The organism is Sanguibacter sp. 25GB23B1 (assembly GCF_040012415.1).
Classification (GTDB): Bacteria; Actinomycetota; Actinomycetes; order Actinomycetales; family Cellulomonadaceae; genus Sanguibacter.
This window is the reverse complement of sequence record NZ_JBDYKL010000004.1, coordinates 64548-88781: the sequence shown is the minus strand read 5'-3', so window position 1 is coordinate 88781 and position 24234 is coordinate 64548. Positions and strand designations below refer to the sequence as shown.

18 protein-coding genes and 1 tRNA gene are annotated in these 24234 nt (G+C 72.1%); 7 read left to right on the top strand and 12 right to left on the bottom strand.

Features of this window, described 5'->3' with window-relative positions; translation table 11 throughout:
• The first annotated feature begins 27 nt into the window (after positions 1–27).
• Complete coding sequence (locus ABKW26_RS04120) at positions 28–996, top strand: aldo/keto reductase (protein WP_348591171.1); 969 nt, start codon at positions 28–30, stop codon at positions 994–996.
• A gap of 17 nt (positions 997–1013) precedes the next feature.
• Here ABKW26_RS04120 and ABKW26_RS04115 read toward each other — a convergent pair whose 3' ends face one another.
• Positions 1014–1325, bottom strand: coding sequence for a primosomal protein (locus ABKW26_RS04115; protein ID WP_348591170.1), 312 nt, complete (start codon positions 1323–1325; stop codon positions 1014–1016).
• Between the two features lie 226 nt (positions 1326–1551).
• Here ABKW26_RS04115 and ABKW26_RS04110 point away from each other — a divergent pair, with 226 nt between their 5' ends.
• On the top strand, positions 1552–1794 hold the full coding sequence (locus tag ABKW26_RS04110) for a DUF5703 family protein (RefSeq protein ID WP_348591169.1): 243 nt from the start codon (positions 1552–1554) through the stop codon (positions 1792–1794).
• A 15-nt stretch (positions 1795–1809) separates the two neighbouring features.
• On the opposite strand, the gene ABKW26_RS04105 is transcribed toward ABKW26_RS04110, so the two are convergent.
• Genes ABKW26_RS04105 through ABKW26_RS04090 form a run of 4 tightly spaced genes read right to left on the bottom strand, consistent with a single transcriptional unit; the run spans position 1810 to position 7714 of the window.
• A complete protein-coding gene (locus ABKW26_RS04105; RefSeq protein WP_348591168.1) occupies positions 1810–3186 on the bottom strand; it encodes a M20/M25/M40 family metallo-hydrolase in 1377 nt (458 codons plus the stop codon).
• Positions 3183–5351 carry a M3 family metallopeptidase gene (locus ABKW26_RS04100; RefSeq protein ID WP_348591167.1) on the bottom strand — a complete coding sequence of 723 codons (2169 nt, stop codon included), beginning with the start codon at positions 5349–5351 and terminating at the stop codon, positions 3183–3185. The genes ABKW26_RS04105 and ABKW26_RS04100 overlap by 4 nt, the downstream gene beginning before the upstream one ends.
• A gap of 9 nt (positions 5352–5360) precedes the next feature.
• Positions 5361–6515 carry an alanine dehydrogenase gene (ald, locus tag ABKW26_RS04095; protein WP_348591166.1) on the bottom strand — a complete coding sequence of 385 codons (1155 nt, stop codon included), beginning with the start codon at positions 6513–6515 and terminating at the stop codon, positions 5361–5363.
• Complete coding sequence (locus ABKW26_RS04090) at positions 6515–7714, bottom strand: AI-2E family transporter (RefSeq protein ID WP_348591165.1); 1200 nt, start codon at positions 7712–7714, stop codon at positions 6515–6517. The genes ald and ABKW26_RS04090 overlap by 1 nt, the downstream gene beginning before the upstream one ends.
• 220 nt (positions 7715–7934) lie before the next feature.
• On the opposite strand from ABKW26_RS04090, the gene ABKW26_RS04085 reads away from it, so the two are divergent.
• Positions 7935–8017, top strand: a tRNA-Leu gene (locus tag ABKW26_RS04085).
• Between the two features lie 122 nt (positions 8018–8139).
• Here the strand turns inward: ABKW26_RS04085 and ABKW26_RS04080 are convergent.
• A complete protein-coding gene (locus ABKW26_RS04080) occupies positions 8140–8937 on the bottom strand; it encodes a methyltransferase domain-containing protein (RefSeq protein ID WP_348591164.1) in 798 nt (265 codons plus the stop codon).
• A gap of 76 nt (positions 8938–9013) precedes the next feature.
• Positions 9014–12565: a S8 family serine peptidase gene (locus ABKW26_RS04075; RefSeq protein ID WP_348591163.1), complete on the bottom strand. Its 3552-nt coding sequence runs from the start codon at positions 12563–12565 to the stop codon at positions 9014–9016.
• 163 nt (positions 12566–12728) lie between these two features.
• On the opposite strand from ABKW26_RS04075, the gene ABKW26_RS04070 reads away from it, so the two are divergent.
• Positions 12729–13514: a lysoplasmalogenase gene (locus ABKW26_RS04070; protein WP_348591162.1), complete on the top strand. Its 786-nt coding sequence runs from the start codon at positions 12729–12731 to the stop codon at positions 13512–13514.
• On the opposite strand, the gene ABKW26_RS04065 is transcribed toward ABKW26_RS04070, so the two are convergent.
• The 5 genes from ABKW26_RS04065 to ABKW26_RS04045 all read right to left on the bottom strand — a co-directional run bounded on the left by ABKW26_RS04065 (position 13471) and on the right by ABKW26_RS04045 (position 21362).
• Positions 13471–14295, bottom strand: a complete 825-nt coding sequence (locus ABKW26_RS04065; RefSeq protein WP_348591161.1) for a serine hydrolase domain-containing protein — start codon at positions 14293–14295, stop codon at positions 13471–13473. The two genes, ABKW26_RS04070 and ABKW26_RS04065, sit on opposite strands and share 44 nt — an antisense overlap.
• Before the next feature lie 91 nt (positions 14296–14386).
• Entirely contained in the window at positions 14387–15403 is a 1017-nt protein-coding gene (locus tag ABKW26_RS04060) for a dihydrodipicolinate synthase family protein (protein WP_348591160.1), read from the bottom strand.
• Positions 15404–15454: 51 nt separating this feature from the next.
• Positions 15455–18817, bottom strand: a complete 3363-nt coding sequence (locus ABKW26_RS04055) for an error-prone DNA polymerase (protein WP_348591159.1) — start codon at positions 18815–18817, stop codon at positions 15455–15457.
• The gene (locus tag ABKW26_RS04050) at positions 18810–20408 is read right to left on the bottom strand and encodes a DNA polymerase Y family protein (protein WP_348591158.1); all 1599 of its coding nucleotides are present in this window, start codon (positions 20406–20408) and stop codon (positions 18810–18812) included. Before ABKW26_RS04050 ends, ABKW26_RS04055 begins: the two co-directional genes overlap by 8 nt.
• Before the next feature lie 3 nt (positions 20409–20411).
• Positions 20412–21362 (bottom strand): hypothetical protein, encoded by a 951-nt coding sequence (locus ABKW26_RS04045; RefSeq protein WP_348591157.1) that lies wholly within the window; start codon positions 21360–21362, stop codon positions 20412–20414.
• A 225-nt stretch (positions 21363–21587) separates the two neighbouring features.
• On the opposite strand from ABKW26_RS04045, the gene ABKW26_RS04040 reads away from it, so the two are divergent.
• The 3 genes from ABKW26_RS04040 to ABKW26_RS04030 are packed head-to-tail and all read left to right on the top strand — an operon-like array spanning position 21588 to position 24225.
• Positions 21588–21980 carry a metalloregulator ArsR/SmtB family transcription factor gene (locus ABKW26_RS04040; RefSeq protein ID WP_348591156.1) on the top strand — a complete coding sequence of 131 codons (393 nt, stop codon included), beginning with the start codon at positions 21588–21590 and terminating at the stop codon, positions 21978–21980.
• A 5-nt stretch (positions 21981–21985) separates the two neighbouring features.
• Positions 21986–23686: a SulP family inorganic anion transporter gene (locus tag ABKW26_RS04035; RefSeq protein WP_348591155.1), complete on the top strand. Its 1701-nt coding sequence runs from the start codon at positions 21986–21988 to the stop codon at positions 23684–23686.
• An 8-nt stretch (positions 23687–23694) separates the two neighbouring features.
• The gene (locus ABKW26_RS04030) at positions 23695–24225 is read left to right on the top strand and encodes a YbhB/YbcL family Raf kinase inhibitor-like protein (protein ID WP_348591154.1); all 531 of its coding nucleotides are present in this window, start codon (positions 23695–23697) and stop codon (positions 24223–24225) included.
• Positions 24226–24234 lie beyond the last annotated feature (9 nt).

The window sequence follows — 24234 nt, the reverse complement described above, 5'->3', positions numbered from 1 at the left end:
GACATGCCCGACACGTACGCTTCCGTCATGGAACAACGCCGCATGGGTCGAACGGGTCTGTACGTCTCGCTCCTGGGGCTCGGCACGATGTCCTGGGGGCTCGACACCGACGCCCAGGACGCGGCGGAACAGCTGCGGGACTTCTCCGAGGCCGGAGGGACCTTCGTCGACACGGCGGCGTCGTACTCGTCGGGAGCGAGCGAGGAGATCCTCGGCTCGCTGCTCGGCTCCGTCGTCGGCCGTGACGAGGTCGTCCTGTGCACGAAGGGCGGGATCCGGTCGACGCCGTCCGGGCGTGTCGTCGACGCGTCCCGGGGCGGGCTGCTCGGCTCGCTCGACGCGTCGCTGAAGCGCCTCGGGACCGACCACGTCGACCTCTACCTCGTCCAGGCGCCCGACCCGCACACCCCTCTGGAGGAGACCGTGTCGGCGATGCGCCACGCCCTGACCAGCGGGCGCGCCCGCTACGTGGGGCTGTCGAACCACGCGGCCTGGCAGACCGGCTTCGCGGCGGCGATGCTCCCGGCCCACGGCGACGCCGAGCTCGCGGCCGTCGAGGTCGAGCACTCGCTCCTCGAGCGCGAGATCGAGAGGAACCTCGTCCCGGCCGTCGAGGCGCTCGGGACAGGCCTCATCGCCTGGTCGGCGCTCGGCCGGGGCGTGCTCACCGGGAAGTACCGTCGCTCGCTGCCTGCCGACTCCCGTGGTGCGTCACGGCACCTTGCCGGTTTCGTCGAGCCGTACCTCGACGCCCGGGGCTCGTCGATCGTGGACGCCGTGTGCACCGCCGCGCAGGGACTCGGCCGCGCACCGCTCGAGGTTGCTCTCGCGTGGGTGCTCGAGCGACCGTACGTCGCCTCGGCCCTCGTGGGTGCCCGGACACCGGCCCAGCTGCGGGAGGTGCTGACCGCTGTCGACCTCGACCTGCCGCACGCCGTGGCGATGGCTCTCGACGACGTCAGCTCGAGCGACGCCGAACCGTCGCCCATCGGCTGACCGTCCCGGCGGGCGGGTCAGCTCGCGGCGTCGTCCTCGTCGTCCTGCTCGTCCTCGTCGAGGTCGGTGCCCTCGAGATCCTCGTCGTCCTCGATGTCCTCGTCGTCGTCGTCCTCGTCGTCGTCATCTTCGTCCGCGAGATAGAACGGGGTGGCCTCGTGGTGGACCTGCTCGAGGGCCGTGTCGTAGACGTCGAACGCGTCGGCGAGCACGTAGTAGAAGTCGTCCACCGCGGGGTCGTCGGCGCCGCGCCGGTTGACGATCGCTGAGTAGTGCGCCTCGAGGGCTGCGACGAGGCGATCGAGGGCTGCGCGTGGGTCGACGGTCATACCCCTGACGTTAGCGCCGACTCGCGACGATTGGCACCGGATACCCCTGTGAGTTCGGCACGACCGGCCTGATCAGGGGTGAAACTGCTGCTCACAGCGTCGCAGGAGAATGTCGGGGGGACCTGGTACCTTCGGTCGACAAGCACAGCCGAGCCCGTTCGGCTCCGGCCTGTCTCAGACCGGCGGCGCCCCAGCGGCGCCGAACCGTCGCTCGAAGGTGGTGGACATGACCGACGCCAGCAGCGCCCCCGTGCAGGACCGTGAAGGGCACTGGTCCGCCGAGGGCCGCCAGTACGAGTACCGCGTCGTCGCGGTCCCCCGCGATGCGTCGCGGTCGCAGACCCGACAGCTCCTCACCGAGGAAGCCGAGTACGGGCGCTGGGAGCTGGCTCGTTCCGCCCTCTACGTCGGTGGCGAGCGCCGGGTGTGGCTGCGGCGCAAGATCATCCGCGTGCGCAGCACGCTCTAGCGAGCGCGCCTGCGCCTAGCAGTCGCGCACCAGCCGGTCGAGGACGCGGACGCCGAACTTCAGGGACTCGACGGGCACGCGCTCGTCGATGCCGTGGAACATCCCGGGGAAGTCCAGGTCTGCCGGCAGCTGCAGGGGCGCGAAGCCGTACCCGGTGATGCCGAGACGGGCGAGGGACTTGTTGTCCGTCCCGGCGGACAGCGCGTACGGCAGCACGGTGGCGTCGGAGTCCTCAGCGAGGACCGCGCTGACCATCGAGTCGACGAGGCGACCGCTGAACGGTGCTTCGAGCGCGATGTCCTCGTGGATGGGCTCGATCCGGACCTTGTCGCCGGCGAGCTGTCGCAGCGTCTCCATGCCGCTCTCGGTGTGACCGGCGAGGAAACGCACGTCGATGGTCGCCTCGGCCCGTCCCGGGATGACGTTGGCCTTGTACCCGGCGGACAGCTGCGTGGGGTTCGCGGTGTTGCGGATGGTCGCCCCGACGAAGCGGGACGCGGGTCCGAGCGCGTCGATGAGCCGGTCGACGCCTGCAGGGTCGGCCGGGTCGTAGGTCAGGCCGGTCAGGCGCGAGACGCCCTGCAGGAGCGCGTCGACCGTCGGCGTCATGACGGTGGGCCACTCGTGCTGGCCGATACGGGCGATCGCCGCGGCGAGGTGGGTCACGGCGTTGTCCTGTGCGACCTGCGAGCCGTGACCGGCCCGGCCGTCGGCGACGAGACGCAGCCAGCCGAGGCCCTTCTCCGCGGTCTGCAGGAGGTAGGCGCGGTGCCCGTTGATCTCGACGGAGAACCCGCCGACCTCGCTGATGGCCTCGGTCGCGCCTTCGAAGAGCTCGGGCCTGTGGTCGACGGCGTACCGAGCCCCGTACCGGCCGCCCGCCTCCTCGTCGGCGAAGAACGCGACGACGACGTCCCGTGCGGGCTTGCGCCCCTCGCGCACCATCTGTCGCACGACCGCGAGGATCATGGCGTCCATGTCCTTCATGTCGACGGCGCCGCGGCCCCAGAGGAGCCCGTCGATCTCTTCGCCGGCGAACGGGTCGACGGCCCAGTCGGCGGCCTGTGCGGGCACGACGTCGAGGTGACCGTGCAGGACGAGGGCCGGACGTGTGGGGTCCTCGCCCGGGATCCGCACGACGACGTTGGCCCGCCCGGGCGACGACTCGAAGAGCTCGGGCTCGAGGCCGACCTCCTGGAGCAGACCCATGACGTGCTCGGCGGCCGCCCGCTCCCCCGGTCCCTCGTTGTCGCCGTAGTTCGACGTGTCGATGCGCAGCAGCTCTTGGCAGATCCGCACCACCTCGTCCTGCGCCGTCGGGACGGGGGCGCCCGGGCGCTGGTCGATGGTCTGGCTGGTGGGGAGCGGAGCACCGCTGAGGGCAGACGTCATGCCCTCACGCTACCGTCGTGGGCCGCGAGGACCACCGGCGACGGGGTGAGCCCGCGACGAGCGAGGAGCGGCTCGATGTCCGGTCCACGGCCGCGCAGCGCGGCGAAGGCCTCCATGGGGTCCGTCGAACCGCCGCGAGAGAGCAGGGCGGCACGGAACACGTCACCGTTCTCCCGCCGCAGCCCACCGTTCTCGCCGAACCACTCCACCGTGTCGGCGTCGAGCACCTCGGACCAGATGTAGGAGTAGTAGCCGGCCGAGTAGCCGCCCCCGAACACGTGGTTGAAGTACGTCGTGCGGTAGCGCGGCGGGACGGCGGTGAGCCCGACGCCCGCGTCCGCGAGCGCAGCGGCCTCGAACGCGAGCACGTCCTCGACGTCGGTCGGCACGTCCTCGGGTGCCAGCGTGTGCCAGGCCTGGTCGAGGATCGCCGCCGCGAGGTACTCGGTCGTGGCGAAGCCCTCGTTGAACTGGCGGGAGTCGACGAGCGTCCGTACCCAGTGCTCCGGGAGTGGTTCGCCGGTCTCGTGGTGGATGGCGTAGCGCGTGAGGATCGCCTCGTCCCACGCCCACATCTCGTTGACCTGGGAGGGGTACTCGACGAAGTCGCGTGGGACCTCGGTGCCGGAGTGCGACGGGTAGCGGACGGCCGAGAAGAGGGCGTGCAGCGCGTGGCCGAACTCGTGGAAGAGAGTGATGACCTCGTCGAGCACGAGGAGGGTCGGCTCCCCCGCCGGCGCGCGGACGATGTTGAGGTTGTTCACGACGACGGACCGGTGGCCGAGGAGGTCGCTCTGGTCGACGAGGGTGTTCATCCATGCGCCCCCGCGCTTGGACTCGCGTGTGAAGAAGTCCGCGAGGAAGAGGCCCAGGCCTGAGCCGTCGGCGTCGAGCACCTCGAAGGTCTGCACGTCGGGGTGGTAGCCCACGAGGTCGGGCCGGTCGACGAACGTGATGCCGTAGAGGAGGTTCGCGGCGCGGAAGACGCCGTCGCGCACCACACGGTCGAGCTCCAGGTAGGGGCGCAGGAGCGCATCGTCGATCGCGTAGCGCTCCTTGCGGAGACGTTCGGCGTAGTACGCCCAGTCCCAGGGCTCGAGCACGGCGTCGGCAGGGCCGGCGAGGTCGGCGGCGAGCGTGGTCTGGAGATCCTTCGCCTCGCGGTGCGCGTTGGCTGCCGCGGCGGGCGCGAGTCGCGCGAGCATCGCCGTCACGGCCTCGGTCGTCCTGGCCGTGGCGTCCTCGGCGATGTACGCGGCGTGGTGCTCGTAGCCGAGGAGGCGTGCGTGCTCGGCGCGCAGGCGGGCCAGCTCGAGGAGCGTCTCGCGGGTGTCCGTGTCGTCGCCGGTGGCGCCGCGGGTCGTGGCCGCGCGGTGGACCCGCTCGCGGACGTCGCGCCGGCGCAGGGATGCGAGGACGCCCTGCTGTGTGGGGAGCTGCATCTCGAGGAGGTACTTCCCGGTCTCGCCCCGGTCCTGCGCGGCGAGAGCGGCCGCGGCGATCGCGTCGGCAGGCATGCCGTCGAGGTCGGCGACGTCGTCGACGAGCACGCTCGCCGCGTTGGCCCCGGCGAGGAGCTTGCGGCCGAAGGCGGACTCGAGGGACGTGATCCGTGCGTTGAGCTCGCGGAGCCGGTCCTGGTCGGCGGGGTCGAGGTCGATGCCGGAGCGGCGGAAGTCGCGCAGGAGGTTCTCCAGCAGCCAGGACGTCTCGGGGTCGACGGTGACGCTGCCGTCACGGACCGCGGTGTCGAGCGCGGCAACGCGCGCGTAGAGGCGTGCGTCCATGAAGATCGCGTCGTGGTGGGCCGAGAGCTCGGGGGCGAGCATCTCCTCGATGTCCTCGATCGATTCCGTCGCGTCGGCGCTCGCGACGTTGAAGAGGACGCTCAGCACGCGGTCGAGCAGCGCGCCGCTGCGCTCGAGCGCCTCGAGGGTGTTCTCGACGCTCGGCGGCTCCGGGTCGGTGACGATCGCCTCGACGTCTGCGAGCTCGGCAGCCATCCCGGCGCGGACCGCCGGGACGTAGTGCTCGTCGCGCACACGCGCGAAGTCCGGGAGCCCGTAGGGCAGGGTCGACGCGGTCGCGAACGGGTTCTCGGGATCGAGCGGCAGGGCCGGGTCGTGCGGGAGTGCTGGGTCGTGCGGGAGCGAGGAGTCAGGCATGGGATCCATTCATACGGGAGAACGGTCGTCAGGTCGACCGAGGACGTCGTCGTGCGGCAGCCCGTGCGCCTGGGCGACCTCGGCGCTCGCGAGCCGGCCGTCGTGCGTCATGAGACCGCGAGCGAGCGGGGCGGAGGAGCGCAGCGCGGTGAGGACCTGCGCGAGAGGGTCGTGGTCGCCCGCTCTGCCGGTGAGCGCGACGAGATAGGGCAGCGTCGCGCCTGCGAGCGCCTGCGTGCTCGTCACCGGCACGGCGGCCGGCATGTTCGCGACGGCGTAGAGCACGGCGCCGTGCACCGGGTAGACCGGGTCGGCATGAGTCGTCGGGCGGGTGTCCTCGAAGCACCCGCCCTGGTCGACCGCGACGTCCACGAGCACGGACCCCGGCCGCATCCGTGAGACGAGCTCGTTCGAGACGAGCCGGGGAGCCTTGGCGCCGGGGACGAGGACCGCGCCGATGACGAGGTCCGCGGCGAGCACCTCCTCCTCGATCGCGAGCGGGCTGGAGACGACGGTGCGGACGTGGCCGCCGAACTCTCGGTCGAGGTCCCGCAGGACGGGCACGGAGAGGTCGAGGACGGTGACGTCGGCACGCATGCCGTGGGCGATCTGGGCGGCGTTGCGCCCGGCCGTCCCCCCGCCGAGGACGAGGACGCGCGCAGGGCGGACGCCCGGGACGCCACCCATGAGGATCCCGGCCCCTCCCCCGGTGCGCATGAGGTGGTAGGCCCCCATCTGCGTGGCGAGCCGGCCGGCCACCTCGCTCATGGGTGCGAGGAGCGGGAGCGAGCCGTCGGGCAGCTGGACCGTCTCGTAGGCGATGGAGGTGGTGCCCGCGTCGAGGAGGGCGCGTGTGCAGTCGAGGCTCGCTGCGAGGTGGAGGTAGGTGAAGAGCGTCAGCCCGCGTCGCAGGTAGCCGAACTCGGACGCGACAGGCTCCTTGACCTTGCAGACGATGTCCGCCTGGGCCCACACGTCGGCCGCGGTGTCGACGATCCGCGCACCCGCAGCCACGTACTGGGCGTCGGAGACCGCCGACCCGGCACCGGCTCCTGCTTGCACGACGACCTCGTGACCGTGCGCGGTGAGCTGGTGCACCCCCGTGGCCGTCACGGAGACGCGGAACTCGTTGTTCTTGACCTCTGTCGGTACACCGATCCGCATCAGATCTCCTCGGTCTCGTCGTCGGCGCCCGCAGGAGTGTCCGCGAGCGTGTCCAGATCGCCCTCCTCGATCTCGTCCATCGGAGGGTCGGGGCTGTGGAGCTTGGAGAACACCGCCCAGGCGACGGCGACGAGCGGGACCGCGATGACGGCACCGAGGATCCCGGCGAGGAGCGTCCCGCCCGTCACGACGAGCGCGACGACCATGGGGTGCAGCGAGACCTGCTTGCCCATGACGAGCGGCTGGAGGACGTGCCCCTCGAACTGGCCGATGAGCGCGATGCCGATGCCGACGATCGCGGCCTTGACGATGCCGTCCGCAGCGAGGGCGACGACCATCGCGATGACCATCGCGAGCGGGGCGCCGATGAGCGGGATGAAGCCGCCGAGGAACACGAGCACCGCGAGCGGGACGGCCAGCGGCACACCGATGATCGTCAGCAGCACCCCGGCGAGGAACCCGTCCGAGAAGGCGACGATCACGGTGCCTCGCGTGTAGCCGGAGAAGGTGTACCAGCCGGCGCCGCCGGCGACCTTCCACGTCTCGCGGGTCCCGCTGGGGAGCTGGTTGAGGAACCAGATCCACATGTTCTCGCCGCGCGCGAGGAGGAAGACGGTGCAGAAGATCGCGAGCGCGATCGTCGAGAACACCTTGACGACTGTCCCGACCTGCTCGAAGGCGGTCCCGGCGATGTCGCCGGCGTGCTGCTGCACCCACTCCTGGCCCTCTTCCACCCAGCCGTGGAAGTCGTCGGTGGTGATCGTGAACGGGAGGGGCCCGTCCTCGAGGAACTCGAAGATCTGGTCGGTGCCCGACGCGAACTGGTCGGAGAGCGACTGCCACTGGCCCGCGACCGACGCGATGACGTACGTGACGAGCCCACCGACGACGAGGAGCCCGGCAAACATCCCGAGCGCCGTCGCGAGGCTGCGCGGCATGACCCGCGCGAACAGGCCGACGAGCGGCCGCAGCACCGCGGTGAAGACGAGAGCGATGAAGAGCGCGACGAAGACGATCTGCACACGGGACGTCGCGATGAAGATCAGCAGGATCGCGGCGGCCACGAGGAGGAGCCGCCACGACCAGGCGGCCGCGGTGCGCAACCAGCCCGGCACAGCATCGTGGCTCTCCGGCGCGGGCGGACGGATGGAGGCTGTGTTCCTCCTCACAGCAGAGCTGCGGACGCGCTGGACTGCCATGCGTTCTCCCCGTGTTGCCCGTGGGCCCGATATACGCCCGTGTGACCTGCATAAACACTACTCTTCTGGCCGTCCGGCACACCATCCGACAAGGCGTCCGGAGACCCTCCCGCAGCCAGAGCCAGTGTGCACCCGGACGCGGATTCATGCTCGGCGCAGAAACCGTGCTAGATTTTCCGACGCACCCAAGAGGACGCCAAGCGGCCTCGAAGGTCCACCTGTCCGGGTGGCGGAATGGCAGACGCGCTAGCTTGAGGTGCTAGTGCCCTAACGGGCGTGGGGGTTCAAGTCCCCCTCCGGACACTCGTTGAGACAGCGAATGATGAAGGCTCTGACCCGCAAGGGTCAGGGCCTTCGTCGTTTCCACCCGGAGTCGTCTCCACCCGGAGTCGTCTCCAGCCGGACCTCGCTCGCCCGGTCGTCGCTCAGTCGCGGTTCAGCCGCGGTTCAGTCAACGGGCGGACGAGGTGCGCGCTGACGTAGACGAGGTCGCCGTCCTCGAAGCGCCGGTAGGTCCTGCTCCCCTGCAGCGCGGCGAAGCGCGCGACGAGGCCGTGGACCGGCCGCGGGAACCACGTCCTCATGAGCGTCGCCTTGCGGTCGCTGTCGATGCGCAGCGCGTCGAGCACCTCCGCGGTGATGTCCTGGCGCGAGACCAGCCGCAGCCCGCTCGTCTCGAGCTGCTCGACGAGCGTGTCGATCTCCTGGCGGTCACGCAGGTCGGCGAAGAGCAGCGCGCCGCCCGGCCGCAGGACCCGGTGCACCTCGCGGAGGAAGTCCGGGACCGAGCTGTAGCAGTGGGAGGACTCGACGTTGACGACGACGTCGACCGACGCGTCGGGCAGGGGCAGGTGCAGCGCGTCACCCTGGACGAACGTCAGGCCCGGCCCGGACCGGTGGCGACGGCAGAGCTGCACCGCACGGTCGGAGAGGTCCACGCCGGTCGTCGTGCGCGGGCCTCGGTGACGGCTGATCCACTGGGCGCCCCCGCCGCGCCCTGCGCCGACCTCGACGACGTCCTTGCCTGCGAGGTCCACGGGTGCGACGACGTGGTCGTAGAGCTGGATGCACATGCGGTCGGCCGTCTCCGAGGCGTCCAGCGCCAACACCTGCGCCCCCGGATCGGACGGCGCATAGCCATAGTTCATGAACGACCACTGGTCCCCGCGACCGCGGGAGGCGAGCAGGTCGTAGCACCAGCGCCAGGCAAGCTGTCCGGTCATGCTCCGGATGCTAGCGCGAAGGCCCGGTCCGTGACGGACCGGGCCTTCGCTGGTCTCTCAGTGCCTCACGCCACGCTCACCGCCCGCCGGAGCAGCACCGCTCAGGAGAACGGCACGGGCGCTTGTGCCCCTGCTCCACATAGTGCGGGTGCCGCGGCGGGTTGGCCTTGCAGGGACCCGTCGTCGGTGGCGGCGTCGGGGCGGGAGTGGGCTTGGGCGGCTTCGGCGGCCATCCCTTGCTCGTGGAGGTCGCGACGATCTCGGCGCGGTCTCCGCTCGCGTTGTGCAGGTGGAGCAGGAGGACCTGCGGCTCCACCTTCGGCGACCCACGGCCCGCACCGGCGCGGTGCGGCCAGCGGCTCTCGACGCTCCGGTTGACGGCCACCGTGCCCGGCGTGTCCTGGAAGACGACGGACTCGCTCGCTCCGTCCCTGTTCGTGCCGAACCACAGCGCGGGCGTGAAGACGTCGAACGTCGCGGCGTCCGTCTCGTCGACGACGACGTTCTGCGGGTCGTCCCGGTAGCCGGGAGCGTAGTAGGACTCCGTGTGCACGCTGTAGGAGATCTGCGTGCTCGTCGAGGCTGCGGTGAAGCCGATGGCGGCGAGGCTCACCGGCAGGACCATGACGTTCGTGTCGAAGAGGTTGGCGTCGAGCCCTCCGGGCTGGACGTTGACCAGCTGGATGTCGACGACTTCACCCGTCTCCGCCACGGTCGTCACCGCGACGTCGACGTCCACCGCGCCGAGCTTCGTGACATAGGTGGAGTAGTCGGCCGTCCCGTCCGTGTTCACGTCGATGGAGACCACCGGGTACCCGGTGGGCGACAGGCTTGCCGAGTTCCCCTCGGTGACGATGCCGAAGGACACCGTGCCCTGGGACGGGTCGGTGAGCTGCGGCGCCGTGGTCGACGCTCCGACATAGCGGACGTCGAGGCCCGTGAGCGTCTGGAGCGCGGTGCCCTCGGGGAACGTCTCCGCCGGGTCCTCGATGCCGAGCTGGAACGGTGCGAGGAGGGAGACGTACGCCTCGGCACCCTCGCCCTGGGCCAGCCCGCGCCCGGTGAGCCGGAGCCAAGCAGTCTCGGCCTTCTTGCCCGGGAACACGACGGGGGCTGCTGCAGCCATGTCGCTCACGGGCTCGGGTGCCGCGTAGACGGCGACCCGCAGCTGCGAGACCCCGTCCGGGCCCGGCGTCAGCTCGATGATGCCCGACGCGTCGGCGACGAACTGCCGGACGATGTCGTCCTGGACGGACTCCATCGTCGGGTCGATCGTCTTGCGCAGGGCCGTCGGGTCCGGGACGGAGAGAGTGACGGTGACGTCGACCTCCTCCCCCGGTGCGACCGTCACGGAGTCGGTGCTCAGCGAGTAGGTCACGCCCGGCATCGTCGTCCGCGGCACGTAGGCCACCGAGTAGGTCGCCGCGGTCTCGCCGCGGTTGGTCACCCGGACGGTGCGCTGCTCCTCGACGGCGGCGCCCACCTCGACGACGCCGAAGGACGCCGTCACGAGGCCGCCGCTGTCGACCGACGCGGCGGTGACCGTGCTCGTCACCGCCTGCAGGGCGTCGATGCGCCCCGTGCCGACGCGCAGCGGCGCGAAGGTCTGCGTGCTGTCCACCTCGCGCACGTCGTGCGTGGCCGTGTTGATGATCGCGGCCTTGAGGTCGTCAGGCGTCCACGACGGGTGCGCCTGCGCCACGAGCGCTGCGACACCTGCGGTCATCGGGGTGGCCATCGAGGTCCCGCTGCTCACGGCGAGGTCCGTTCCGGTGCCGGAGCCGGCGGAGCCGATCGAGACACCAGGCGCGGCGACGTCGGGCTTGACGACGTCGCCGTAGGACCCGTGGACGCCGCGGGACGTGAAGCTCGCCGGGGTGTCCTCGAGCGCTCCGTCGTAGACCTCGACGGTGTGCTTGAGGTCGCTGCGGAGCTCGACCTCGAGCGTGCCGGCCTGCGCCGCGGGCCGCAGCGCCTCCGACCCCACCACCGTGAGCTGGATGCCCGGGATGGCGAAGTTCCCGGCGATGCCGGACTCGAAGATGCTCAGCTCGGACGTGAGGATCACGCCCGTGGCGCCCGCCGCGGCCGCGTTCATGAAACGCGCGCCCGAACCGCACGCGACGTCGTCGTCGTCCCACTCGAGCCAGGCGATCCTGCCCGCCAGCAGCGCGGCGTCCGCGTCGCCGAAGCGGGCACACCCGTCGAGGTTCTCCGGGTCCGTCGGAACGGAGACCGTCCCGGCGACGGTGAACTCGCCGTGGAAGTTCGCCGAGTACTGGCCGGCGTAGGGCGAGCCGGACGTGAGCTCGGCCGGGGCGGTGACGGCCATGGCGTCGAGCAGGCCGTGGCCGCTCGAGGTGGCCGCGACGGCCAGCGCGCGCCCAGCGTTGCCGGGGCTGCCCGCGATGTCTGTGAGGTCGCCGGCGTTGCCCGCCGCGATCACGGGGAGCACCCCGTGGTCCATGAGGGCGACGACCTTGGCGTTGTCCGGGTCGTCGACCGTGCCGTAGTCGCTGCCGAGAGACATGTTGACGACGTCGACCTGGTTGCCGTTCGCGATGGACTCGCCGACCCAGTCGAGCGCCGCGCCGACCACGTCGGTGCTCCCGCCGTAGTCGCCGAACACCTTGAGCCCGTAGAGGCCCGCGAGGGGCGCGGACCCGGGACCGACGACGAAGGTGTCGAGCGCCTCGGCCGTGAGCTCGGCGTAGCTGCCGCGGAACGTCGTCGAGTCGGCGGTGACGCCGTAGCCGAGCGCTGTTCCCGACACGTGCGTACCGTGGCCCTCTCCGGGGCCGTCGATCGGGTTGGCGTCCGGCACCGGGACGGGCTGGTAGTCCGGGCTCGACGGGGTCGCGTTGTAGGTGGTGCCCGCGAAGTCGTAGCCGCCGAGGTACTTCGCCGGGTCGTACCAGCCCTCGGCAGGCGCGTCCGTCGTGTCGACGGCGGTCTCGTAAGCCTCGATCGTGCCGGGGCCGCCGAAGTCCGCGTGGGTGTAGTCGATGCCGGTGTCGATGACGGCCACCGTCACGCCTGCGCCCGTCTGCCCCGTCTGGGTCCAGGTGTCGAGCGACCTCACGAGCTCGGCCGAGAATGCGTTCGCCGGGTCGACGTCCTGCGGCAGCCCGGTCGAGCGCGGCACGATCGGGGTGATCTTCACGACGTCGTCCTGATCGACGAGCTGGCGGATCGCGTCTGCATCGGCCGAGATGGCCACGCCGGGCACGGTGTACCGGGCGACGTAGAGAACCTCGGCGGACGGGTCGTCGGCGACGACCTCGGACTCGATCGTGTCGGCGGTGCCGTCGATCTCGTCGGCCCGCTGCTGGGCCTGCGCCGACTGACCCGCCACAGGTGCGCGCTGCGTCTGCTTGGCCCGCTGGTCCACGGCGAGCGCGCTCTCTCCCTCGGTCTGCACGAAGACCGAGATGCGACCCTCGAGGTCCAGCAGACGCGGGGAGAGGACGGTGCCGTCCGGGTCGATCGATGCCTGCGTCCCGTAGGACGGCACGTCGGCCGGGTCGGTGCTCGCGGATGCGGTACCGGCCACGAGACCGGTCGCAGCGAGCGACGTGGCGAGAGCCGTCGCCAGGATGGTGCGTGGTGCGGAGAGTCTCGAGCGCATGTGGAGCCCCGTTCCAGGATGCTGAGTCGGACACGAGCCGCGATGTCGGCGATGACAGACGGCATTCGCACACGATACAGACATACTTCCCACAGGGCTCGTTCACAGACGGGACACATCTCGGGCGTCGTGCCCACACTGCATCGCATCGAAGGAGACCTGCATGTCGCAGACCCGTCGGCTCGCCCTCCTCCCCGGAGCGGCGTTCGCACTCGTCGCGCTCGTCCACCTCGGCGCACACCTGGGCGGTCAGGAGACGCTCGCGGGGTGGTCGCAGTGGCTCCTCATGCCGCTCCTGGCGCTCACGCTCGCAGCGGCGACTCGACCACACGGGACGCGACCACCTGCCGGCCGATCCCGCAGGCCACGGCTCGTCCGGCTCACGCTCGTGGCGCTGGTCGCCTCGTGGCTCGGCGACACGGCACCCGATCTCGCCTCCGAGGGCGCGGGGTTCCTCGTCATGGTGGGGTTCTTCCTCGTGGCGCAGGTGGTGCTCGTCGCAGCGTTCTGGCCGTACCGCGACCGCAGCGTCCTGGCTCTCGGCTCACGGTCAGCCAGGGCGCACCGACGCTGGTTCGTCGTCCCCTACCTCGTCGCGCTCCTCGCGCTCGTCGTCGCGTGCGCACCCGGGGCGGACGCCCTGCTCGTGCCGGTCGTCGTCTACGGCCTGGCCCTCGTCACGATGGCGGTGCTCTCCACCGGCGTCAACACGCTCGTCTGGGCGGGCGGGGCGATCTTCCTCGTCTCGGACTCGCTCATCGCCCTCGACGCGTTCGCCGACGGCTACGACCTCCCGCGGCACGGCTTCTGGGTCATGCTCACGTACATCGCGGCGCAGGTCCTCGTCGCCGCCGGCGTCTACCGGGAGACGAGCAGCGCGGAGGTCGGGCGGGCGATCAGCCCCCTCAGCCGCCGGTTCCGGCGGCCTCTGCGAGCACAGCGTCTGTGAACGCAGGCCACACCTCAGCGGCCCACGGGCCGAAGTCGCGGTCCGTGAGCGCGACGCACGCGAGCCGCGCCTCGGGGTCGACCCACAAGAACGTGCCGGACTGACCGAAGTGACCGAAAGTCCTCGGGGAGCTGGTCGCCCCGGTCCAGTGCGGCGACTTCTCACCCCGGATCTCGACGCCGAGGCCCCAGTCGTTCGGCGTCTGGCGGCCGAAGCCGGGCACCACGCCGTCGAGTCCGGGGAACACGACCGAGGTGGCCTCGGCCACCGTCGACGCGTGAAGGATCGTGGGGTTCTGGAGCTCGCTGGCGAAGCGGACGAGGTCGTTGACCGTCGACGACGCTCCGGCGGCCGGCGAGCCCGTGCACGACGTCGACGTCATGCCGAGCGGGACGAGGAGCGCGTCGCGGACGTAGTCGGCGAACCCGATGCCCGAGCGCGTCTCGATCGTCTCGGCGAGCACCTCGAAACCCGTGTTCGAGTAGATGCGCCGCGCTCCCGGTGCGGCCCGCACGGTGCGCTCGCTGAAGTCGTACCCAGAGGTGTGGGCGAGCAGGTGGCGCACGGTGGCACCCTCCGGACCGGCGGGGTCGTCGAGCTCGACGACGCCCTCCTCGACGGCGACGAGCGCCGCGTACGCCGTGAGGGGCTTCGTCACCGACGCGAGGCGGTACACGTGGTCGAGGTCTCCGTGGGAGCCGAGCACGTCACCGGCGGCCGAGATCACCGCCACCGAGGCATTCGTCACGGGCCAGGACTCGACGATCTCCACGCTGCGCATGGGACGACCCTAGGACATCTCTGCCGACGACAGAGTCGACGGGCCGGTCGAGCACAGCGGGTGCGACGGTGATCACACGGTGGCTGCGGTCTCAGCCGGAGTGACGCCCTGCCGCTCCGGCGGGCTCGGCGGTGCCGGCGTCCCGGGTCTCGTCGTCGGTCGGTGTCGTCGCCTGGGTGCGCTGGCGCTTCGGAGCGGGCGGCTTGGGGACGTCGATCGCGGCGACGGCCATCTGGACGAGCGTGCGCGCGTCAGGCGGCAGCGGGAGCAACGGCTTCGGGAGCGCACCGGGATCGAGCCCGAGGATCTGGGCGATCGCGTGGGACACGCGGATGCCGCCGTACTGGCGGACGATGATCGCGAGCGGCGTGAGCTGGCGCTGGAGCGCACGCGCCTCCGTGGCGCGGTCGGACGTGGCGGCGCGGGTGATCGCCACGCAGATCTCGGGGAGCACACCGGCGAGGCTCGAGTGCCACGCGGAGGCGCCGGAGAGGAGGATCTGCGCGCCGAGACCGTCCCCGCTGAAGCCCCAGTCGAGTCGTTTCGCGGTCCGCTGCGGCAGCTCGGCGGTGATCTTCTCGATGCGGTCCTTGATGTCGGCGCCGTTGGCACCGCGATCCTTGAACCCCGCGACGCTCGACAGCCGACCCAGCCGGGCGAGCTCGTCGACGCCGAACCGGTGTCCTGTGGTTCCCGGGTTGTTGTAGACCCAGATGGGGATGTCCGCGGAGGACGACGCGTCGCGGTAGAGCCCGTAGATCTCCTCGGGCTGCAGGGGCTGGTACGCCATCGGCTGCAGCAACGCGCCGCTCGCCCCGGCGCTGTGGGCCTCGGCGAGGTTGGCCACGACCTCGGCGGTGCTCAGGGCACCGACACCGACGATGACCGGGACACGTCCTGCGGCGACCTCGACGGCGCTGCGCGCGATGCGCTTGCGTGCGCTGCGCGGCATGTAGGCGAAACCGCCGGTGCTTCCGAGGACTCCGACGGCGCTGGCACCCGCCGTGATCGCCGCGTCGACCAGGCGCTCGAACGAGCCGGTCAGCAATCGCCCGTCCTCCCCTCGTGGGGTGAGCGGGTACGCGACGAGAGGACCGATCGAAGGCATCAGTTCAGAGTAGCCATGCCTGGGTAGAAGAGAAGGCTGAAAACCCTCTCATCAGCGAAAGTCTCGTGAAGATGTCCGAACCTGCAGGGACAGGGGCGCGAGATGCTCGGCGACGAGGTTGGTCGCCCCGTCCGCACGCTCGATGCGTCCACGGACCACGAGAGCGGCGGACGTGCGCGCCACCCGGCGGAACCGCTGCCACAGGCCCGGCGAGCAGATGACGTTGAGCATGCCCGTCTCGTCCTCGATGGACAGGAACGTCACCCCGCGCGCCGTTCCCGGCCGCTGCCGGTGGGTGACGACGCCCGCGACGGCGATCCGTCGTCCGTCCTCGTGCGTGAAGGTGGCCCCGACCGTGAGGACGCCCGCAGCCTCGAGGCTCGTGCGCACGTACTGCGTCGGGTAGGAGTCGACGCTCACGCCGGTCGCCCAGACGTCGGCGACCGAGGTCTCGATCTCGGTCATGCCCGGGAGCATCGGGGCCGCTACCCCGACAGAGACTCCGGGCAGGGTGTCGGGGCGTTCCTGGGCGAGCGCGCCCGCGGCCCAGAGCGCCTCGCGGCGGTCCACACCGAGACAGTCGAGCGCCCCGGCCGTGGCGAGCGCCTCGAGCTGCGTGGTGCTCAGGCGCACCCGGCGGGCGAGGTCGCGCAGGTCGACGAACGGCCCGCCCGAGGTGCGCTCGTCGACGATGCTCTGCGCCACGTCCTCCCCCACGCTGCGCACCGAGGCCAGGCCCATGCGCACGACAAGCTCGCCGGCCGCCTGCTCCGGCCCGGTCGCCTGCTCCGACCCGACGGCCTGCCCCGGCCCGGTGACCCGCTCGAGGCCCGCCTGGACGCCGGAGGCCGCGACGTCGGGGCGCAGCACCGACACCCCGCGCCGGCGGGCGTCGGCGACGAGGGACTGCGGGGAGTAGAAGCCCATGGGCTGGGCGGCGAGCAGACCGGCGTAGAACGCCGCCGGGTGACGCACCTTGAGCCACGCGCTCGCGTAGACGAGGTACGCGAAGGAGTAGGCGTGGGACTCGGGGAAGCCGAAGTCGGCGAAGGCCTTGAGCTTGTCGAAGATCTGCTCGCCGACTGGAGTGCTGATCCCGTTCGCCGCCATGCCGTCGAGCAGCCGGCCGTGGAGGGCCTCCATCCGCTCGGTCGAGCGCTTCGAGCCCATCGCCCGGCGCAGCTGGTCCGCCTCTGTCGGCGTGAACCCGGCCACGTCGATCGCCATCTGCATGAGCTGCTCCTGGAAGAGCGGCACGCCCAGTGTCTTGGAGAGGGACTTCTCGAGCAGCGGGTGGAGATAGGTGACCTTCTCCCGGCCGCGGGCCCGGTTGATGTACGGGTGCACCGAGCCGCCCTGGATGGGGCCGGGGCGGATGAGCGCGACCTCGATGACGATGTCGTAGAAGGTCCGTGGCCGGAGGCGGGGCAGCGTGGACATCTGGGCGCGCGACTCCACCTGGAACACCCCGATGGTGTCCGCTGCGCACAGCAGGTCGTAGACCGCGGGGTCGTCCTCGGGCAGTCCGTGCAGGGTGAGCGGGATCCCTTCGTGCTCCTCGACGAGGTCGAAGCCGATCCGCAGGGCGGTGAGCATGCCGAGGCCGAGGAGGTCGAACTTCACGAGCCCGGCGTCGGCACAGTCCTCCTTGTCCCACTGGAGCACGGTGCGCCCGGGCATGCGCGCCCACTCCACGGGGCACACCTCGATGACGGGGCGGTCGCACATGACCATGCCACCGGAGTGGATGCCGAGGTGCCGGGGCAGGCGCAGGAGCCGCTCGGCCAGGTCGACGACGGGGTCGGGGATGCCGTCGACGTCGCCGCCCTGGGTCTCGGGCGGCAGCGGCCACATACCGTCCCGTGCCTGCGAGCGGTCCACCCGCGCCGTCGGGATGCCGGGCGGCGGTGCGGCCGGGCGCGCGGGCGCGGGGGCAGCGGGGCCGGCGGGGTCGACGCTGGGGCGCAGCGAGCCCCAGCGCTCGATGCGCTTGCTCCAGGCGTCCTGCTGCCCGACGTCGTAGCCGAGCGCGCGCGCCGCGTCCCGGACCGCCGACCGCGGACGGTAGGAGATGACGTTCGCGACCTGGGCGGCGTGGGTGCGCCCGAACCTCTCGTAGACGTACTGGATGACCTCCTCGCGGCGTCCGGACTCGATGTCGACGTCGATGTCCGGCGGGCCGTCCCGCTCGGGAGCGAGAAACCGCTCGAAGAGCAGCTCGTGGCGCACGGCGTCCACCGCGGTGATCCCCAACGAGTAGCAGACCGCCGAGTTGGCTGCCGACCCGCGGCCCTGGGCGAGGATGCGGTTGACGCGGCAGAACTCCACGAGGTCGAAGACGATGAGGAAGTACCCGGGGAAGTCGAGCTCCTCGATGACCTTCATCTCGTGGTCGATCTGCGCGTAGGCGCCGGGGATCCGCTCGGACTCCCGGGGGCCGTAGCGGTCGAGCGCCCCGCGGGCGACGAGCTCCCGCAGCCACGTGGCCTCCGTGTGCCCGGCGGGAACGGGGTAGGGCGGGAGGTTCGGGGCGACGAGCGCGAGGTCGAAGGCGCACTCGGCCGCGAGCGCCGCGGCTGTGGGCACCGCGCGCGGGTGGCGGCGGTGCCGGGCGAGCATCTCGGTGGCGGAGCGCAGGTGGGCGGTGGGCGCGGCGGGCAGCCAGCCGTCCATGTCGTCGAGCGAGGACCGGGCACGGATGGCGGCCAGGGCGGCGGCGAGGTCGGCGTCCTGCGGGCGGGCGTAGTGGGCGCCGGTGGTGGCGACGTACGGCAGGTGCGCCGCCTCGGCGAGCTCGACGAGGAGGTCGTTGCGCTCGCCGTCGAAGGGGTCTCCGGTGTCGGTGAGCTCGACGGCCACGTTGTCGGGGCCGAAGGTCGCGACGAGCCGGTCGAGCTCGGTGCGCGCCGCAGCCGGGTCCCACGAGGCTCGTCCGCTTCCGAGCGCCTGGCGCACGGCACCCTTGCGGCACCCGGTGAGGACGAGCCACTCGCCCGCGGCCTGCTCGCCGAGGCGTTCCAGGGTGTAGTCGGCCGCGCCCTTGTGCCCGGTGGCCAGGTGCGCGGTGGCGATGGCGCTGGAGAGGTTGCGGTACCCCTGGGGGCCGCGGGCCAGGACGAGCAGGTGCGAGGCGCGCGGGTCGGGGATGCCGGTAGGTGCGTCGAGCGCGCCGTCCGGGCCGGGCAGGTGGAGCTCGGCCCCGAAGACGGTGGGCAGACTGACCTCGCGGGCGACCTGGGCGAAGCGGACGACGCCGTACAGCCCGTCGTGGTCGGTGATCGCGAGCGCGGACAGCCCCAGTCGCACGGCCTCGGCGACCATCTCCTCGGGGTGGGACGCGCCGTCGAGGAAGCTGAAGGCGGAGTGCGCGTGCAGCTCCGCGTAGGCAGGTGGGCGCTCAGGCCGTCTAGTCATAGAGGGCCTCGCAGGTCCACCGGCCGCCGGTGCACGCGAGCAGCAGGGCGCTCCCGTCGTCGAGCACGGCCTGGACGTAGACGCGGCGCTGGGGTTCGCCCGTCCACCAGCGTTCCGCGACGGGCCAGGGGCCGGCCCAGCCGCTGACCGGGCGTGTGCCGTCCTCGCTGATGATCGCGGCGGGCTCCCCGCTCAGGGCGAGGCGCACGCTGACGCCCACGAGCTGCCCGGTCGCGTCGACGACCTGCACGGGGGTGGGCTCGGTGAGGACCGTCGCCGGGGCGGGTTCGGGCAGGCGTCCGGGCCACGGGCGGTCGACGGGGCGCACGGCGGCGTCGGCGTCACCCCAGGGGACGAGGTGGATCTGGTCGACGAGCCCGCGGCCGCCCTGGATGCTCGCGCTGAGCACGGCGTCCCCGCCGAGGATGCCCTGGACGCGCTCGGTGACGCGCCGTGCCCGCAGGTCCTGGCCACTCGCCGCTCCCCACAGGCGGCCCTGCTGCGAGCCGGCGGGGGCCACGTCCTCGGCCGTGATGCCGAGCCGGACGAGCGCGGCGGGCTCGGGGTCGTCGTCGTCCCCGCCGCGGCGGGCAGCGGACAACCATCCTTCGAGCTGCCAGCGCACGCGGTCGGTGATGCGGGCGGCGGAGAGGCCCCCGAGGGCGCCGTCGTCGGTGCGCCAGGTCCGCACGAGGTCGGTCCCGGACTCGGTGCGGGCGGTGATGCGGATGCGCCCGCACGTCACAGAGCGCTCGAGGACGAGCGTGTAGAGCTCCTCGGCGAGCGAGCGGGCGGCGAAGGCCGCGATGTCGACGCGCTCGGCCGGCGGGTCGAGGACGCAGCCCACCTCGATGTCCGCCTCGATGCGCCGGCGTGCGGGCGGGCGCAGGTCGGCGCCGCGGGCGAGCCGGTGCGCCCACCGGCCCTGTGCACCGAAGCGCGTGTGGACGTCCGCCTCGGCGAGCGCCGTGAGGTCGCCCAGCGTGCGCAGGCCGAGCCGGCCCCACAGGTCGATGAGCTCGCGGACCTCGGCCACCGCCTGCGGCGTCGTCGACGCGTGGAGCAGCGCCTCGAGCGGCTGCGGGGCGAGGTGGTCGACCGAGACGCCCGGCGGGAGGATCTGCGACGTCCGTGCCGCGAGGACGGCCGCGAGGATCCCGTCGGCGATCCCCACCTGGCTCTCGTGACCGGTGCGCTCGGCCACGGTCTCCACGAGACGCCGGGCGAGGTTCTCCTCCGAGCCGTGATACCTGCTCGCTCCTCCGGCAGGGAGCAGGACGAGGCCTGGGCGGGCGATCTCCAGGCCGGCCACGAGGGTCTCCACGGCGACGGCGACGGGCTCGAACTCCCGGGTGTCCCGGCCCTCGTCGACGGGGAGCAGCTCGATGTCGGGGCAGCACTCCTGGGCCGCCCTCAGGCGCATGCCCCGGCGCACGCCCTGGGCGCGGGCGAGCGCCGAGACAGCGGTGATCCGGCGTCCGTCCTGGACGGCGGAGGGCGTGCCGGCAGAGACGTCGTCTGCCCGCATGGCGGCCAGCACGGGCCAGTCGGGGACCCAGACGACGGCGGTCCGGTGCGCGGTGTCGGCCACGTCTCAGCCCACCCTCGCGAGGTGCGGAGGTTCGGGCGGCCGCGGCACCGAGGACACCGAGGTGCGCGCGCCACCGGTCGTCCGCGGCATGCTGACCGTCCCGGGTGCGCGGGATGCCGCCGGGTGGGTGCTGCTCGCCGGGACGCGGGCGGCCGGGAGCCACATCTCCTGCTGCTGACGGTTCCCCGCGCTCCCCCGTCCGGTGCGGGTCACGGTGAGCTGCCGCGAGAGGAGCCGCCCGTGCCCCGCACCGAGGCCGGACCACTGGCTTCGCTCGGCGGTGAGGACGAGGTGCGCACCGGGCCACGGGGTCGTGGCGAGGATGACGCTCGCGCGCTCGCGGGCCCGGGAGGTGAGGCGTCGCCGGTCGGTGTCGAGCAGGACCGCCCGCGGGCCGACGACGACGACGTCCATGCCGTCGAGCAGCGCGGCGACCGCCGTGGCGGACTCCACACCCGGGTGGGGCACGAGGACGAGCCGGTCGAGGTCGACACCCGCCTCGGCGACGGCGAGCAGCCCGATGCCCGGGGCACCGACGACGGCGACCCAGGACCCGGCCCGTGAGACCTCGCCGAGGAGCGCCAGGAGGAGGGACGTCGAGCCGCTGACCACGGCGGCGCTCCCCCGCCGCAGCCCGCCGGGGACGAGTGCGGCGAGGTCCGCCGGGACGGGCAGCGGTGGCCGCTCGTCGCTCGTCAGCGTCGCAGCGGGGCCGAGCGCCGGGAGCGTCGGACGAGCCGAGGGGCCGTGCACACCGACGACGACCGGCCGAGACGCCGCGCTGGACGGAGGATCGGCCTCAGACGAAGGAGCCGTGCCGGACGGAAGGTCCGTGCCAGACGGAGAGACCATGCTCAGGGTCCGGGCGCCGGTGAGCTCCTCGGCGCGGCGGAGCGCGGCGCGGGCTCGGGCGACCCGGCTCGAGGGGTCGTCCATGACGGGTTGGGCGGACATCGTGCCTCCCCCTTCTCGCTCGGATCGTGACTGCGTCCGCTCATGCGTTCGAACACTTGTTCGAACAACGATACGTCACCCGGCGACCCTCTGACGGCGCGCGGTGAGGTTCACCCGGTCGACCATCGGGGGAAGGCGAGGCGGCAGGCCGAGGTCCTGCACGGATGCTCGACGTCAGGCGTACGATTGATGAATCCATCAAGTCATCAAACACAGAGGCGTCCCATGCCACTCCACGCCCTCGGCGTCGACACCCCGCTCCACGAGCTCAAGTCCGAGCTCTTCAAGGCCCTCGCCCACCCCGTGCGCGTCCGCGCGCTCGAGCTCCTCGTGACCGGCCCCCGCGCCGTCGCCGACATGCTCGTCGAGACCGGCATGGAGGCCTCCCACCTCTCCCAGCACCTGTCCGTGCTGCGCCGCTCCGGCCTCGTGACCGCCCAGCGGGAAGGCAACACCGTCACCTACCGCCTCGCCCACCCCGAGGTCGCGAACCTCCTCACCGTCGCCCGAGCCGTGCTCCTCCAGGCGCTCGGCACGAGCACCGACGCGCTCACCGCGCTCCTCCACCAGGACGACGAGCAGCAGAACCGCGACCACCAGAGCGACGGCACACCGTGAGCCAGGTGAGCGAGGCGAACCACGGCTGGCAGCTCGCCCGCGACCGTCTGGCCGCGCGCACCCTCCCGCGCCGCAGCGACTACGCCGGGCTGCGCCGCTCATGGCGCGGCGACCTCGTCGCCGGGGTGACCGTGTCCGTCGTCGCCCTGCCGCTCGCACTCGGCTTCGGCGTGAGCTCCGGCGTGGGCGCGACCGCCGGGATCATCACGGCGATCATCGCCGGGCTCGTCGCAGGAGTCCTCGGCGGCTCCAACCTCCAGGTCTCCGGCCCCACCGGCGCCATGACCGTCGTCCTCGTCCCCGTCGTCGCCCAGCACGGTCCCGGATCCGTCGTGGTCGTCTCGATCATGGCCGGCATCGTCGTCGTCGCCGTCGGGCTCCTGGGCCTCGGACGCCTCGTGCACTACATCCCCTGGCCCGTCGTCGAGGGCTTCACCTTCGGCATCGGCGCGATCATCTTCCTCCAGCAGGTCCCCCTCGCCCTCGACACCGCCCCGGCCGAGGGCGAGAACACCGCCGTCGTCGCCGTGCGCACGCTCGCCGGGACCGACTGGCGGGCGTCGTTGCCAGCGCTCGGCCTCGTCCTCCTCGTCGTCGCCGTCATGCTCGGTGTCACCCGCGTGCGCCGCACACTGCCCGCCTCGCTCGTCGCGATCGTCGTCGCGACGCTCGTCGCCCGCCTCGCCGACCTCGACGTCCGCCTCATCGGCGCGCTCCCGTCCGTCCTCGGCGCCCCGCAGATGCCCAGCACCGATCTCGCGACCGTCCGGGCCCTCGTGTCCGCCGCCCTCGCCGTGGCCGCGCTCGCAGCACTCGAGAGCCTGCTCTCCGCCCAGGTGGCCGACGGCATGGCCGACGACATCCCCCGCACCCAGCCCAACCGAGAGCTCTTCGGCCAAGGGATGGCGAACATCGCGAGCGGCTTCTTCGGCGGCATGCCCGCCACCGGCGCGATCGCCCGCACGGCCGTCAACCTGCGCTCCGGCGCCCGCACCCGGGTCGCCACGATCACGCACGCCGTCGCGCTCGCGGTGATCGTCCTCGCGGCCGCGCCGCTCGTGGCGCAGATCCCGCTGAGCGCGCTCGCGGGAGTGCTCGTCGTCACCGCGCTGCGGATGATCGATCTCCGCACGGCCCGCTCGATCCTGCGCTCCACGCGGCCCGACGCCCTCGTGTTCGCCCTCACGGCGATCGCCACGATGGCGTTCGACCTCATCACCGCCGTGGGTCTGGGCGTCCTCGCGGCGATCCTCCTCGCCCTGCGAGCGCTCGCCCGGGCGAGCCGTCTCGACCGGGTCCCCGTCCCGGACGCAGAGGTGAGCGCGGACGACGAGCAGCAGCTCCTCGGTGAGCACATCGCCGTGTTCCGGATCGACGGCGCGCTGTTCTTCGCGGACGCACGCCGCTTCCTCGACGAGCTCCTCGAGGTGACGGACGTCCACGTGGTGGTCCTGCGCCTGAAGAACGTGACGATCCTCGACGCGAGCGGGGCGAACGCCCTCGCCCAGCTGGTCCAGGACCTGGCGCGTCACCGGGTGGCCGTCCTCGTCAAGGGTCTGCGTCCGGAGCACCGGAACGTCATGGCCTCGGTCGGGGCGCTGGCCGAGCTCGAGCGTCGTCATCACGTGTTCGACGACCTCGACGAGGCGATCGAGCACGCCCGCAAGCATGTCCGTCGTGCACAGTCGGCGGCCGACCCCGCATGATGGGTGCCATGGAACTCACCAGGCCAGTGCCTCCCGACCCGTACTCGCTCCTGCCGCAGGTCCCGTCCTTCACGCTCACCAGCGACGACCTGACCGACGGGGCCGCTCTCGATCCCGCGTTCGCCCAGTCGGGCGACAACACCTCGCCGCACCTGTCGTGGTCCGGCTTCCCGGCCGGCACACAGTCCTTCCTCCTCAACGTGTTCGACCCTGACGCCCCGACGCCCGCAGGGTGGTGGCACTGGACGGTCGTCGACCTGCCGACCGACGTGACCGAGCTCGAGCAGGGCGACGGCTCGAGCGACCTCATGCTTCCCGGTGCGGCGTTCCACGTGCGCAACGACGGTGGCGAGTTCGACTACTCGGGTGCCGCCCCGCCGAAGGGTGACCGCGCGCACCGCTACGTCTTCGCCGTCCACGCGCTGGACGTCGACACGCTCGACGCCGACCCGGAGGACGGCGCCACCCTCGTGGCGTTCAAGGCCGTCTTCCACACCATCGCGCGGGCGACCCTGACGGCAACCTTCCAGCTGGGTTAGCCTGCCCGC